The sequence below is a fragment of the Gemmata obscuriglobus genome, assembly GCF_008065095.1.
Taxonomy (GTDB): domain Bacteria; phylum Planctomycetota; class Planctomycetia; order Gemmatales; family Gemmataceae; genus Gemmata; species Gemmata obscuriglobus.
The window spans coordinates 2,230,228-2,243,835 of sequence record NZ_CP042911.1 but is presented as its reverse complement, the minus strand read 5'-3'; the positions used below and the strand labels follow the sequence as shown (position 1 = coordinate 2,243,835).

General features: G+C 65.4%; 11 protein-coding genes. 3 read left to right on the top strand and 8 right to left on the bottom strand.

Going from position 1 to position 13,608, the window contains the following annotated elements:
- Positions 1 to 185 precede the first annotated feature (185 nt).
- From GobsT_RS09470 to GobsT_RS09450, 5 genes are all read right to left on the bottom strand, one after another.
- Positions 186 to 602 carry a PIN-like domain-containing protein gene (locus tag GobsT_RS09470; RefSeq protein WP_010048158.1) on the bottom strand — a complete coding sequence of 139 codons (417 nt, stop codon included), beginning with the start codon at positions 600 to 602 and terminating at the stop codon, positions 186 to 188.
- Positions 603 to 611: 9 nt separating this feature from the next.
- On the bottom strand, positions 612 to 1,412 hold the full coding sequence (locus GobsT_RS09465; RefSeq protein WP_109571180.1) for a DUF433 domain-containing protein: 801 nt from the start codon (positions 1,410 to 1,412) through the stop codon (positions 612 to 614).
- Between the two features lie 291 nt (positions 1,413 to 1,703).
- Complete coding sequence (locus GobsT_RS38710) at positions 1,704 to 4,628, bottom strand: sulfatase-like hydrolase/transferase (RefSeq protein WP_010048161.1); 2,925 nt, start codon at positions 4,626 to 4,628, stop codon at positions 1,704 to 1,706.
- Between the two features lie 60 nt (positions 4,629 to 4,688).
- On the bottom strand, positions 4,689 to 5,978 hold the full coding sequence (locus GobsT_RS09455) for a DUF1501 domain-containing protein (RefSeq protein ID WP_010048162.1): 1,290 nt from the start codon (positions 5,976 to 5,978) through the stop codon (positions 4,689 to 4,691).
- A gap of 118 nt (positions 5,979 to 6,096) precedes the next feature.
- On the bottom strand, positions 6,097 to 7,284 hold the full coding sequence (locus GobsT_RS09450; protein WP_010048163.1) for an N-acetylglucosamine-6-phosphate deacetylase: 1,188 nt from the start codon (positions 7,282 to 7,284) through the stop codon (positions 6,097 to 6,099).
- Positions 7,285 to 7,384: 100 nt separating this feature from the next.
- Here GobsT_RS09450 and GobsT_RS09445 point away from each other — a divergent pair, with 100 nt between their 5' ends.
- Positions 7,385 to 8,233: an SDR family oxidoreductase gene (locus GobsT_RS09445; protein ID WP_010048164.1), complete on the top strand. Its 849-nt coding sequence runs from the start codon at positions 7,385 to 7,387 to the stop codon at positions 8,231 to 8,233.
- Positions 8,234 to 8,365: 132 nt separating this feature from the next.
- Here the strand turns inward: GobsT_RS09445 and GobsT_RS09440 are convergent, their stop codons facing one another.
- Genes GobsT_RS09440 through GobsT_RS09430 form a run of 3 tightly spaced genes read right to left on the bottom strand, consistent with a single transcriptional unit; the run spans position 8,366 to position 10,856 of the window.
- Positions 8,366 to 9,058, bottom strand: a complete 693-nt coding sequence (locus GobsT_RS09440) for a ComEA family DNA-binding protein (RefSeq protein WP_010050417.1) — start codon at positions 9,056 to 9,058, stop codon at positions 8,366 to 8,368.
- Between the two features lie 41 nt (positions 9,059 to 9,099).
- Positions 9,100 to 9,864, bottom strand: coding sequence for a class I SAM-dependent methyltransferase (locus tag GobsT_RS09435; protein ID WP_010050415.1), 765 nt, complete (start codon positions 9,862 to 9,864; stop codon positions 9,100 to 9,102).
- A gap of 32 nt (positions 9,865 to 9,896) precedes the next feature.
- Positions 9,897 to 10,856 carry a hypothetical protein gene (locus GobsT_RS09430; protein WP_010050413.1) on the bottom strand — a complete coding sequence of 320 codons (960 nt, stop codon included), beginning with the start codon at positions 10,854 to 10,856 and terminating at the stop codon, positions 9,897 to 9,899.
- Between the two features lie 355 nt (positions 10,857 to 11,211).
- Here GobsT_RS09430 and lysS point away from each other — a divergent pair, with 355 nt between their 5' ends.
- Together lysS and GobsT_RS09420 are read left to right on the top strand one after the other, a co-directional pair.
- Positions 11,212 to 12,873 (top strand): lysine--tRNA ligase, encoded by a 1,662-nt coding sequence (gene lysS / locus GobsT_RS09425; RefSeq protein WP_010050411.1) that lies wholly within the window; start codon positions 11,212 to 11,214, stop codon positions 12,871 to 12,873.
- Positions 12,870 to 13,283 (top strand): hypothetical protein, encoded by a 414-nt coding sequence (locus GobsT_RS09420; protein WP_010050408.1) that lies wholly within the window; start codon positions 12,870 to 12,872, stop codon positions 13,281 to 13,283. Before lysS ends, GobsT_RS09420 begins: the two co-directional genes overlap by 4 nt.
- The last annotated feature ends 325 nt before the right edge of the window (positions 13,284 to 13,608 follow it).

The following is a 13,608-nucleotide window of genomic DNA, read 5'->3' as shown; positions in this document are numbered from 1 at the left end:
TGAGGCCGTTCCGGCGTCCTCGCTTCCCCGATCCGGTCGATTGTCTTTCCCATTCGGTCACTTTCCGACGCGCTCCTACGATTCAAGCATATCACCAAGTGGGGGTGCTATGCCGCAAGTTACGTTGAGTGGAGGGGAGTTGTAGGTTTTGTCAGAGAAATGCTCCGAGCAGCCGCATCGCTCACTCAGCTATCGTCTTCGTTGGTCGGCGCGAGGCGCGGATAAACGATCTCGATCCCGTCTTGAGTAACGACGGCAAGAAACGGCGGGGCCAGCGCAGTCGCTAATTGTTCCATCGCGTCGAGCTGACTCACAAAAATCTCGGCCATAACCGCTCCACGCATGCTGCCCGAGCTGAGCGTGAACATTCGAGCCGCGGACAGTAACGTTGCCTCACGCTCTCCGTGCCGGCGTCGGATGTTCTTGTCCTTCGTGAGGATCACCCAGCCCTTGGCAGCGACTCGCGGAATCCAGGTCGTGTCTTCAACGTCTTGCGCGAAGTTGTCCGTGTGAATTTCTACGGTGGCCCCGGCCGCTCTCAGCGCCGCAGCCACCGCCTTTCCCAAGCAGATGTCCACATAAAAAGTTGGGCGATCGGCCACCACTCGCTCCTACCACCCGTAGAAGGGGATTGGGGGACCGAACGGGCCGGACTCGAACCGGATCGCCTCATGGATCTCGTCCTCCGGAACGCTGTAATCCTCAGCCAGTTCTGAAGGCGCATCGCCGGCCTGGAATCGCTCGAACAGGGTGTCCGTTGGTACTCCCCGGGCGACCAATGTCGGCCGCCCGAAACGGATCAGCGGGTCGAGGACAATGATCTGGGGCGAGTCCTCATCATCAGACCGCGACAACGGGAAAATGCGGGTCGGGCGCCCGTCCTTCACCTCAACACGCGTCAGCCGGACGGCCAAGTGTTTACGGATGAGCGCCCCTCGCCGCTCGTCCAGCCGCCGAACGAGCGACCCCACGAGTTGTTCCACCTGCTCCTCAGCGGAACCTTCGCCGAACGAAAGCGGGGCGTGCCCGGTGTCTTCCAGCCACCGGATGACCGTGCGGTGCGGTTCCGGCCACATTGTCCGTTCGGATTCTGTTCTCGGCCCGTCTGCCAGAATGCACAACACCCCGGCCCGAACGAACATTCGGGCCAGTGAGGCAAAGGTAATCCGCTGACTTGTTTCCGGGAAATCGGCGGGCGAAAGGTCGTCGTCGAACACATCTGGAGGTGACCGCCCGTGCCAGAACCGGTGATGGAAAAGCTCTGGCTCCAACCATTCGCGGAACCGGCCCGAGAGTGCGGCGACGGACCAGAGCGGCACGCGAAGATAACGTGCCGCATCCCACGAAGTGTAGAGGGGCACCTCGAATGGGTTCTGCTCAAGAGCTTCCGTTTTTTTGCGGGTTTTACCCACGGGCTATTCCGGTAACGGTTTGGGCTTTGTCAGTCAGCTTACTCGAAGGTGGTCTCCGTCTCAACCACCGGTTCGAGCCCCGTTCGAGAACTCGCGATCCGATCGCAAACCCTGCAAGTTAACAGGATTAACAGGATCAAAACCCTAAACCAACAGGGCAATTGTTTTCAGTAGTTCTTACCCGCTCAATCCTGTTCATCCTGTCAAAAGCTCTTCCTGGCCCGCGTACCGTACTTACGCCTCGCCCGAAACAACTCTTCGGATTCATGTGCCGGTCAACGCGCGCTAGCCTCACTCCTTATTGCGCGGAAGCTCGGGCTTGTTCGTCGTTGGGAGGAGCTTCGTCAGTTCCTTCTTCGCGTCGGCGAACTTCGCATCACCGGCGAGGTTGACCCACTCGTATGGGTCCTTCGTGTGGTCGTACAGTTCCTCGCCGCCGTCCGCGTACCGGATGTACCGCCAGCGGTCCGTGCGCACCGCGTGGTTGTTGAGGTGGAAGGTGGTGACCGCGGGGCGGTCCCACTTCGCCCGCGGGTCGCGCAGTAGCGGCAAAAGGTCTTCACCCTCGACGTGCTTGGGTCGCGCGATGCCGCAGATCCCGCAGAGCGTCGGGTACACGCTCATCAGGTCCACGGTGCGGTCGCACACGCCGCCGGGTGTCGTCATCCCAGGTACGACCCAGATGTACGGCATCCGCGTGGCCTCTTCCCACAGCGCGAACTTGCGCCAGTGCTCCTTCTCGCCCAGGTGCCACCCGTGATCGCCCCAGAAGACGATGATCGTGTCCTCCTTGGCGGACGACTTGTCGTAGGCGTCGAGCAGCAGGCCGATCTGCGCGTCGCAGTACGCGATGGTCGCGAGGTATGCCTGCACCGCCTCCTTCCAGCGCCCGGACTTCACCATCGTCGCGTGGTCGCCGTCGGGCTTCGCCATCTTCAGACCGCCCGCGGGCACGTCCTTCAGGTCGTCCTTCTGGGTGGGCGGAAGCTCGATCTGATCGAGTGGGAACAGGTCGTAATACTTCTTCGGCACGTTCCAGGGCATGTGCGGCTTGTGCAACCCCACGGCGAGGAAGAACGGCTTCTCGTGCTTCGCCTGAAGCTGCTTGATGCCGTAGTCCACGATGCTCTCGTCCGGCAGCTTCGAGTCGTCCGTGAGCGAGCGGAACTTGATCCCGCCGACGCCGTCGTCCTTCGAGTCGGGGTGCGGGGTGGTCTTCTCCTTCCCGCCGACGAAGTAGTCGGTCCACTCGCCGTCGCGGTGGACGTTAGCGTGGTAGATCTTGCCCGTGCCGTACACGTTGTAACCCGCGTTCAGGAACTGCGTGGTGAGCGTGAGTTCCTTGCCGATCACGGGCCGCCAGTTCTGGCCGTTGTCGTACACGCCGGTGCTGCCCGGGCGCAGCCCTGACATCAGCGCCGCCCGGGACGGGTTGCACACCGGGGCCGCGCAGTAAGCGTGCGTGAACGTCACACCCATCTTCGCCAGGCGGTCGATGTTGGGCGTCTTCGTCTGCTTGTTGCGCCCCAAGTGCCCGACCCAGTGGTTCAGGTCGTCCACCGCAATGAACAGCACGTTGGGTTGCTTGGACTTCTTCGCCGGTGGGGTGTTGGTCTTCGCCGGTGCAGCGTCCTTCTTCGCCAGGGCGTAGTACGTTTCGGCTTCCTTTTGCCACGCAGCCGCCAGTTCGCGCACCTTCTCGGGCTTTTCTTTCGCAATGTTCTTCGTCTCGGTCGGATCGGCCTTGAGGTCGTACAGCTCCCACTCGGCATCTTTGCCCGCGGCGACGATTTTGAAGTCACCGACGCGCAGCGCCCGGTTGCCCTCGTGCTGCCACCAGAGCGTGTCCCGCTTCACGGTTCCGTCTTTGACGAACGCGGGAACCAGGCTGCGCCCCGCGAAGTCCGGCGCGCTATTGGTGGGGGAAGTGACGGGTTTCCCGACCGCCAGTTCCAGCACGGTCGGAACGACGTCCGCGACGTGCCCGGGGGTACCTCGCAGTTCGCCCTTCGCGTTAATCCCGTTCGGCCAGTGGGCAATGAGTGGTGTGTGGATGCCGCCCTCGTGGACCCACGTCTTGTGCCGACGGAACGGCGTGTTGCACAGGCTCGACCAGCCCGGCCCGATGCTCAGGAACGTGGCCCCGGTGCCGCACTCGGCATGCGGGTCGTGGCCGTCGCCGCGGACCATGATTTCCGCGCTCGCGCCGTTGTCCGAGAGGAACACCACCAGCGTGTTGTCGAACTGCTTCGCCTTCTTGAGCGTCTCCAGGATGCGACCGATCTCGCGATCCATCCGGTCCACCATTGCGGCGTGAACGGCCATCTTGTCGGCCTGGAACGCCTTCTGCTCGGCGGTCAGGTCTTTCCACGCAAGCGGGCGATTCAGCTCATTCGGACCGAGTTTTTTGATCGCCTCTGGAAATGCGTATGGTGGGCCGAGGTCGCGCTCGATCGGGGGGAGCGTGTCGCCCAGCCCGAGGTCCTGCATGCGTTTCCAGCGTGCCTCACGGCGTTCGTCCCAACCGGCGAGGTACCTCTTCCGGTACTTCGCCACGTCCGCAGCGGGCGCCTGAACCGGGAAGTGCGGGGCCGTGAACGCGACGAACTCGAAAAAGGGCTTGGTCGGGTGCTTCTCGAAGTGGCCGGTCAGTTGCTTGATCGCGTAATCGGCAATCGCGGTGCTGGAGTAATAGCCCTCTTTCGGGTCGGCCGCGGGGAGTTGCTTGTCGTCCTCGGTGTGCTTCTTGGGTGCGAAGTGGCGGTCGTGGTCGTTGAGGCTGTACGAGTGTGTGAACCCGTTCTTGAGGGGCAAACCATCGACGTGCCATTTGCCGGAGTGGTACGAGACGTAGCCGTGCGGCGCGATCAGTTCCGACAAGAGGTTCGCCCACGCGGGGCGTGTGCCCTGATTGCCGCTGGGCACGCCCGGCACGGTGTCGCGACGGATTTGCTGGGCGTAATAGCCGGTGAGGATCGACCCGCGGGTCGGCCAGCACCGGGCGGTGTTGTAGAACTGCGTGAACCGCAGCCCGTTCTTCGCGAGCGCGTCGAGGTTCGGCGTGTCGATCTCGCCGCCGTAGCTCCCAAGATCCGAGAAGCCCAGATCGTCGGCGAGGATCAGTAAAACGTTGGGCTTCTGGGGTGCGGCGTCCGCCCCGCGCACCGGCGGGCCGAATGCAACCAGAAAGAGCAGAGCGAGCGCAGCGCGGGTCATCAAATCGCATCCGGGAAAGGTCGGGGCGACGCCCAAGCGTACCCCGACAGTCCGGGCGACTCAAGCGCCGGTCCAGAGCCCGCGGAGCTTCTCCCTCTCGGGCACCCCGAGCGGGAACTTCTTGCTCAGCGGGTGGTCCGTGATCCCCGCCAGCTCGCGCAGCGCGAGGTGAACGTGCTCGGGCCGCACCTTAATGCCCTTGTCTTTGTCGAGCGCCAAGGTTGCAGGGGCGAGCGGCATCGCGAATTGCTTCGCGTCGGTCGCACCGACCACGCGGTTGCCTTTGATCCCGCGCCCCAAAAAGAGCGCGGACCCGATCGACCAGTGATCCTTCCCGTTGCCGGCGTTGTAGTCGGGGGTGCGGCCCATCTCGCTCTGAACCACCACCACGATCTGCTCGCGGATCTTCAGCTCGCCGGCCCGGCGCATTAGGTACGCGACGCCCGCCAGGAACTCCGGGATCAGCTTCATCTGGTCGGCGTCGTTGTTGGCGTGGCTGTCGAACTGGCCGATGGTCAGGTTCGCGGACACGCACACCCCGGCCTTGAACGACGCGAGCGCGATCTCGACCTGCTGCGCCATTCGCTCCTTGGGCGAGGTCGCGGGAATGTACTGGGCCACCCGCTGGAGCGCCTTGGAGTTCACCTGCGCCGCGTACAGCATGTTTTCGGCGCGCTCGGCGCGGGGGAGCCGTGGCGCGGCCCCCGCCGCCTCGTTCGTTTCGCGGAGCGCCTCTTCGATCCGGTCGAGCGCGAATTTGTCGTGGTACGGCGAGCGCTCGTTGCCGTCCATCGCGTCGGCCAGCGCGATCTTCTTGAGCGACGGCAGGTACGGCACCCGCGACATCGCCACAAGGTTGCCGGTCGCCGAGTAGTTGCCGAACGTCAGGAACGCGAGCGGACAGTTCGGACCGCGGCACGCCGCGACCAGCGCCGCAAAGGTCGGATACTCGGTGCTGTCGAGTTTGCCCGTCGCCATGTAGCGGGCGCCGGGCGAGTGGTTGTTGGTCGAGTAGTCGAGCCCGTTGAACGTGAGCAGCTCGGCGCCGAACTCGGAGTAGAAGTCCTCGTTACACAAGCCGCCTTTCGCGTGCGCCTTGTTGGGGGCGTACTTGTGCGCGCCCTTCGTGAGGATGTCGCCGTCCTTGTAGAGCCGGTTGATCCCGTTGACCCCTTTCGGGTCCATCAGGTACGTCGTGTCCCACCCGCCGGAGGCGTTAAACACGACGTAGAACGGCCCCGGGTAGGGCTCGTCCGTGGGCTTCCCCGCGGCGCGCGATTCGCGCGACCGGAAGGGCACCGCGAGCCCCAACCCGGCCAGCCCGCACAGTTTCAGGAAGTCACGTCGCACGTGTTTGCTCCGTCGAGCGCGGGCGGAACGCCGTGGCACTTAAATACAACAGCGGTCCGCGTTTCGCAACCTCCACCTGTACCCGGGCTCCGCCGCGCGAGCCCGCGAGTTCCGGTCGTTAAAACCCACCGATCGACGCCCCGCCCACATACACCTGCCGCACGTTCAGTTCGTGATCGAGTACGACCAGGTCCGCACGCTTCCCGACCTCCAGGCTGCCGATCTCGGTCTCCAGCCCAAGGATGCGGGCGGGTGTCAGACTCGCCATGCGGACCGCTTCAACGAGCGGAACGCCGGCGGCGAAGTGCATGGTCCGCAGGCAGTGATCCATACCCATCACGCACGACGCCAGCGCCGTGCCGTCGAGCGTCACGCCGACACCGTCCTTCTTGCGGACGCGCTCCCCGCTCCCTTCGGCGCCGAACCAGTATTCGCCGTCGGGCATATCGACCGCGCGCATCGAATCCGTCACCAGCGCGAGCCGGTCCGCGCCCTTCGCCTTGTACGCGAGGCGCAGCAGTTCGGGTGCGAGGTGCTTCCCGTCGGCGATCACTTCCGTCGTGAGCTGGTCGAAGTACAGGGTGGCTTCGAGCACCCCGGCCCGCATCGGGAACGCCTGTGTTTGCCGCAGCCGCGCGCGATCGGACATCGCGCAGAAGAGGTGGTCGACGTGCTTCACCCCCCACGACACCGCCGCTTCCACCTGGGAGAACGTGCCGTGGCTGTGCCCGGCGTTGAACTTCACGCCGCGGGGGGCGTAGGTCCGAACGAGCCACTCCGCATTTTCGATCTCGGGCGCCACGGTGACGACCAGGGGCATTTTCGCCGCGAGCTTCGTGAACCGGTCCGCGTTATCGGCGTTCGGAACGAGGAACTCCTGATCGGGGTGACACCCGCGGGCCGGACGTGCGAAATAAGGGCCATAAAAGTGGCTGCCCACAATGCGGGCACCGCCGAGAACGTCGCCGTACAGTTCGTCACACAGATTCAGGAACTTGTCGTACTGCGGGCCGGTGGCGACGGTGCTCGTCGGGGTGAGGCTCGTCGTCCCGTGGCGCGCGTGGCACCGGCACACGGTCCGGAACGCTTCGGCGGTGCCGTCCATGAAGTCGGCGCCGTCACCGCCGTGAACGTGAAGCTCCACGAACCCGGGCGCGAGGTACATTCCCCCGAGGTCGATCGCGTCAACCACGTGCAAGTCCTGGTCGATCTCCGAAATGCGGCCGTCGGTAACCGCCAGCGTGGCGCCGGGCCACACGCGATCGGGCAGCACGAGCGTTGCGTTCGAGAAAACCGTTACAGCCATTTCAGCTCCCCGTATTTACCGAGATCATGTTAGGACCGGCCGGCGCGACTTCCCGTGCGTTGTCGTAGAACTAACGTGGAGTGTTCGCAGAGGGGATGTCATGGCGCGTCGGAATCTGAGCGGGCTGCGTGTGCTGGTCACCGGGGCGTCGCAGGGCATCGGGCGGGCGCTGGTGACCGAGGCCGCGAAGCGCGGGTGCCGGGTGCTCGCGGCGGCGCGGTCGCAACCCCTTCTGGACGAACTCGCGACCGAGGTGCGGGCCGCGGGCGGCACCATCGCGACCGTTGCCGCCGACATCACCAAGCCCGACGACCGCGCCGCGATGGTGAAGGCCGCAACCGACAGCTTCGGCGGGCTGGACGTGCTCATCAACAACGCGGGCATCGGGGCGACGGGCCACTTCATGGACTCGGAGCCCGAGGTGCTGCGTCAGATCTTTGAAACCAACTTCTTCGGGCTGACCGAAACGACCCGCGTACTCCTACCGCTGCTGAAGCAGGGGACCACCCCGGCGATCGTGAACATCTCGTCGGTGGTGGGCAAGCGGGCACTGCCGGCGCGGTCGCTGTACTCCGCGAGCAAGTTCGCGGTGATGGGGTTCAGCGAGTCCATCCGCGCCGAACTGGCGAAGGACGGCGTCGATGTCATCGTCGTGTCGCCCGGCCTGACGCAAACCAACTTCTCGAAGAACATGTTGGAGCAGAAGGCCAAGATGCAACTCGACCACATGCGCGGCATGACGAGCGAAGAGGTAGCCGCGGCGACGCTGAACGCCGTCACGCGCGGGAGCCTGGACGTGACCCTCACCTTCCGCGGGAAGCTGCTGGTGCTGGTGAACCGCTTCGCCCCGTGGGTCGTGGACTTCTTCTCGAAGAAGACGGTGCGCAAGCTGTTTGCGGACGAGATCGCCGAGCGCAAGAAGAAACAAACAGAAGCGGCGGGGAAGTGAACACGCCCCTGGGACCGCGGCCGTCTCGGCCGCTTTCGGTCAACGGTTGAGGCCGCCACGCGCTCCTTCGCCAAGCTCATCCATCGGACTACCGGCGGCCGGGACGGCCGCGGTCCCAGCGGAAGAATAGGCTCACCTCACGGTCACGAACGGGCGCAACTTGTCGAGCGTTTTCGCGCCGATCCCCTTCACGCGGTCGAGGTCATTGACGCTGTCGAACGGCTTCGTCGCGCGAGCCGTTACGATCGCGTGGGCCATTACGGGTCCGACGCCCGGCAGGCGCTGGAGTTCGTCCGGCGACGCAGTGTTCACGTCGATCGGCGGATCTCCCGGCTGAAGCTTTTTCGCGCCGGTGGAGGCAACCGGTCGTGGCGGAAGCGGCGGCGGGTCCGATGTAAGTGGTGAGGAGAAGGAGGTACGAGTAATCGTTGCGGGCGGTTCCGGCGGCGCGAGCGGGTCTGTGGCAATCGTCTCCGTGTGGAACCGGTGCCGCACTTTTTCGAGCGTCTGCGCTCCGATCCCACGAACGTTCCGCAACTCTTCCACCGACCGAAACGGGCCATGCGTTTGACGGTGAAGCACGATCGACTGGGCCGTTTTCGAGCCGATGCCCGGCACCTGCACGAGTTCCGCCTCGCCCGCGGCGTTCAGATCAACGGGTGCGGCCACGGCCGGTTCGGTGGGCCGCGCGCCGAAGTGCGAGCCGTACCCGCGGTACGCGAGCAGTCCGAGCAGCACCGCCAAGAAAATGCCCAAAACCGCCTGCGCGCTGCCCGATGTTCCGGGCGCGTTGGCGGTCGGCGAGGGGGGCGCGGGCGCACTCATCGGGGCAGCTCAAGCAGCACATTCCGCACGGCCCCGACAGTCTATCCGGCCCGCAGGACGATCACCACATACCGGCACCAGTTTTCGAGCGGCGGAACAGTCCGCAGCAGCCGCACATCAACCGCATCAAGGAGGCGGAGAGCCGGCCGGTTCTTCCACACCCGCCGCACCATGCCCAGGAGTTGGAACCCGCGAACGTTCATCGCCGGGAAGATGCGCCGCAGCGGGTCCAGGTCGCGGCGCGTGAGCGGGTGCTCGTCCGGGGTGCGGTCCTTGCCCGGGTACGGCAGCGCCCGCCGGGCGAACCCCAGCAGCGGGTTCCCGCCCCACGGCTCGCAGAACACCGCCACCCCGCCCGGCTTCAGCACCCGGCGCAGCTCGGCACCGGCACGCGCCAGGTCGAGGTGGTGAAGGATCGCGTTGCCCCAAACCGCGTCGAAGGATGCCGTCTCGAAGGGCAGCTCTTCGCCGTCGGCGGTGACGCACTCGACGACGACCCCGTTCGCATCGGCCCGGGCGCGCGCCTCGGCCACGTACCCCGGCGAAAGGTCGAACGCGGTCACATGTGCGCCGGCGCGGGCGAGCGTGACCGCCGCCATCCCGTGCCCGCACCCGTAATCGAGCGCCCGTCTCCCGCGCAAATCGCCGAGCGATCCGAACGCGGGACGCACCCAGGTTTCGTGATCGAGGTAGTCGTCGGTGTTAAACCGGAGCGAACCGGCGTCGCCGCGGAACGTGTCGGCGCGTTCCGCGGCCTGCTTGTCGTGGAAGAGCTGTTCGGCGAGTCGGCGGTCAGTGCCGGTCATGGCGGTCGCTCACGTGGCGCTCGCCACCCCGGTCAGAACGGGAGCAGCGCGGGCGGGATCAGAGCGTACCCGCCCACGCCGACCGAGACCAGCCCGATCAGCCCCGCGAACAGCCACAGCGCGCTCTTCTGCTTGCGGGCCAGCGCCAGCGACGACGCCACGGCGCCGATCTGGGCCACCAGCATTGCAATTGATAGCGCGTCGCTCTTGCGGCGGTGCTTGTCGCTCTCCGCGGCGCTCACCTTGACGCGGATCTCGTACAGGAACCCGATCCCCTGCTCGATCCGCGACTCGGTCCGGTACCGGCGCTGCTCCAGCTCGAACCCGGCCGCCTGGGCCGCGGTCGCCGCGTGCTTCGCGGCGTCCGCGGCGTCGGGCTTGGACACCTGTTGCGCCCGGACCCACGCCTCCGCCGCGGCGACCACCGGCGCCCACTCCTTGTCCGTTTGCTCCTTGTACCGCTCGGCGTCGTCGATCGTCTTGGTGATCCTGGCGATGTCCACCCGGCCAGCCTTCTTGAGCTGATCTCGCTCCGGTTCGCGGTGCTCGATCGCGTCGCGCAGCTCCTTGATCCGCTCGTCCTCAATATCGGGCAGCTTGGCCGGCGGCGGCCCGCCCTTCTCGCCGCGCTCGGTGAGCCACGCGAGCGCCTTCTGTCCTTCGGCGCCGGACGCGTCCTTGGGAGCCGCATCGAACTTCGCGGGCGCGTAACCCGCGGTGGCCCGGAGCTGCGCCGCGGTGGTCTGCATCATCAGCGAGCGGTCCCGCTTGAACCCGGCCAGCGACCACTGACTGGTGGACTTCGCCTGGTCCTGGGCCGCCTGCGACTTCCAGTACATCGCTTCCTGGAGTGCCCCGTTGGACATGGACCCAAACACCGCGGCGAGCGCGGTCAGGGCGACCGGGAGCGCGGCCCCGGCCTTCTCCAGCAGGCTCTTCGGCTCGTCGGACTTCTTGTCGTCGGCGTTGGACGCGGAAGCGTCGCTCGACATGGGTTCCGTCTCCGTGGTGGAACGAACGTCGGAACAGTGTAGCGGCCCGGCCCGGGGCGGTCATGGCGCGAGCGAATTTTCACCCGGGCTTCTTCTTCACCTTTCGCTGGCGCCGTGGCCTCATTTGTCCGGTTGTTGACGCGGTGTGGGTACGCGCACGGCCCGGTCAGCGCCGCGCGAAACCGCGGCGCTGCGAAACGGCGCCCCCGCGCGTTCACCCGCCCTTCCCTTCCGGACAACGAGGCGCGGGAACGGGTCCACCCGCGAACGCTCGCCCCCTCTCGGGTGTCCTTGCATTCGACCCGTAACTAAAAAGCTCTTAACACCCAACACCGTGGAAACGGAAGAATTTACCGTGGCGGACGAAACAACCGACCTCGCCGAAGTGCGGCTCCAGAAGCTCCGACAGATCGAGGCCCTCGGCCTCGACCCGTGGGGCCACCGGTTCGATAACGCCCAGCCCATCGGCGAGATTCGGAAACTCCCGGCCGACAAGTTCGACGACGCCAAGTCCGGGCCGAAGGTCCGCGCCGCCGGCCGGGTGGTGCGGGCGCGCACCGGCGGCAAGCTCATGTGGTTCGAGATCTGGGACCAGACCGGCCGCGTCCAGCTCATGGTCCGGGTCAACAAGCTCACCGAGACCGAGTGGCAGGTCGCCCAACTGCTCGACCTGGGCGACATCATCGGCGTGGACGGCGAGTTCGGCACCACCAAGACCGGCGAACTCACGATCCAGGTCGAGAAGCTCACGTTCCTCACGAAGAGCCTGGAGCCGCACCCCAAGGACGTGTACGGGATGGGCGACGAGGAGTACCGGCTCCGGCACCGGTACCTCGACATGGTCTACACGCCCGACACGCTGCGCCGCGCGCACCAGCGGGTGAAGATCATCCGCACCATCCGCAACCACCTCGACGCTCAGGGGTACATGGAGGTCGAAACGCCGACGCTGCACGCCATCGCCGGCGGGGCCGCGGCGCGGCCGTTCGAGACGCACCACAACGCGCTCGACATTGACCTGTTCGTGCGCATCGCCCTGGAGTTGCCGCTGAAGCGGTTGCTGGTGGGCGGGATCGAGAAGGTGTACGAGCTGGGGCGGGTGTTCCGGAACGAGGGGATCAGTCGGAAGCACAACCCCGAGTTCACGATGCTCGAGCTGTACCAGTCGTACGGCGACTACCAGACGATGATGGACCTCACCGAAGGGCTCATCGTCGCGTGTGTCGACGTAGTCGGCCCGACTGCGACCGTCAACCTGGACGAGGAGTACGAGGATAAGGGCGAGAAGAAGACCCGCGCGGTGCCCCACCGCGTGTACGACCTGCACGGCGAGCGGCACCTGCGGTTCGGCGAGAAGGTGGTGAACTTCAACCCGCCGTTCCAGCGCGCCAAGTACGGCGACCTGTTCAAGGAACACGTTGGCTGCGACATGACCGACGAGGCCGCGGTGCTCGCTGCGGCGCGGGCGGCAAATATTGCGACGGAAGGGAAGGATAAGACGACAAACTACGCTGAGAAGCTTAATCTCGCTTACAAGAAGGTCGCCCAAACTGTCCCTGCAGATGCACAACCGCCCCGTGAAATTACTACGCCCAAGGCGCACGTGGTTCTCGTTCAAGAACTGTTCGAGAAGTTTGTGGAGGACGCGCTGGTCGGTCCGGTGTTCGTGTACGATTACCCTTCACCTCTGTGCCCCCTCACGAAGCGCAAGCGGGAAAACCCGGCCATCGCCGAGCGGTTCGAGCTGTACGTTCACGGGATGGAGCTGGCAAACGCCTACACCGAACTGAACGACCCGATCACGCAGGAGCAGACCTTCTCGCAGCAGCTCGCGGGCCTGAGTGACGACGACTCAATGGCGAAGATGGATCACGACTTCATCCGCGCGCTGCGGCACGGCATGCCGCCGGCCGGCGGCCTGGGCATCGGCATCGACCGGCTGGTGATGCTGCTCACGAACACCCAGACCATCCGCGACGTGATCCTGTTCCCGCTACTGCGCCCGGAGCAGAAGTGAGCTGGGGGTTGCACTACACTCTGCCCTGGGACGTGCTCGACCGCGACCGCATCCGCGCCGCGGCCGAGCACGTGGTGGGAACCAACCTCGGGCTAACCCGGTACGAGATCGACGACCGCGGCCCGGACTTGGTCTGGGTGTTCTTCTACTTCCCGGCCGCGCTCGAGCGGCGACTGGGGCACTCGAACGCGGAACGCAATTTCCCGCTGTACGGCATCGCGGACGGTGACGAGGCGTTCGTCCACTTCACGTTCGAGCACACCCCACCCGACAACGGGTACGAACTCCCGTGCGAGACGTACTTCGAGTTCTATTCGAACATCTCGGGTAATTTCATCTTTGCCGGGGTCGGGATCGAGGTCGCCGATCGTCTCGGCAAGCACTTCGGGGTGACGTGCCGCCCGGATTGAAGACCACACAACCACACCACGACCGTACCGACCGCAACCGGCCCACCTCCTTCGGGCAAGCGCCCCCACGCACCTCAAGTCCAACGCTGCTTCAGGCAGCAGAATAAATCATCACGGATTCGGCACGCAGCCGCAGTTGAACGCACCGGCAGTTGGTCGGTATACTACTCGCGCAGCTATCCACAACGCTCACGCGAGTATTAACCTTGCGGAGGAAGGAGCCCCGTGACCGGACAACCTTTCCGTTCTCGCCTTCACTGTGAACAACTCGAGACCCGTTACACGCCCACGACCATCGCGAACCCCTCGGTCATAATTTCAGGCT

Coding starts and splice junctions, on each gene's coding strand:
- GobsT_RS09430 (WP_010050413.1), bottom strand. CDS start 10,856: ATGTCGAGCGACGCTTCCGCGTCCAACGCCGACGACAAGAAGTCCGAC.
- GobsT_RS09445 (WP_010048164.1), top strand. CDS start 7,385: ATGGCGCGTCGGAATCTGAGCGGGCTGCGTGTGCTGGTCACCGGGGCG.
- GobsT_RS09440 (WP_010050417.1), bottom strand. CDS start 9,058: ATGAGTGCGCCCGCGCCCCCCTCGCCGACCGCCAACGCGCCCGGAACA.
- GobsT_RS09450 (WP_010048163.1), bottom strand. CDS start 7,284: ATGGCTGTAACGGTTTTCTCGAACGCAACGCTCGTGCTGCCCGATCGC.
- GobsT_RS38710 (WP_010048161.1), bottom strand. CDS start 4,628: ATGACCCGCGCTGCGCTCGCTCTGCTCTTTCTGGTTGCATTCGGCCCG.
- GobsT_RS09435 (WP_010050415.1), bottom strand. CDS start 9,864: ATGACCGGCACTGACCGCCGACTCGCCGAACAGCTCTTCCACGACAAG.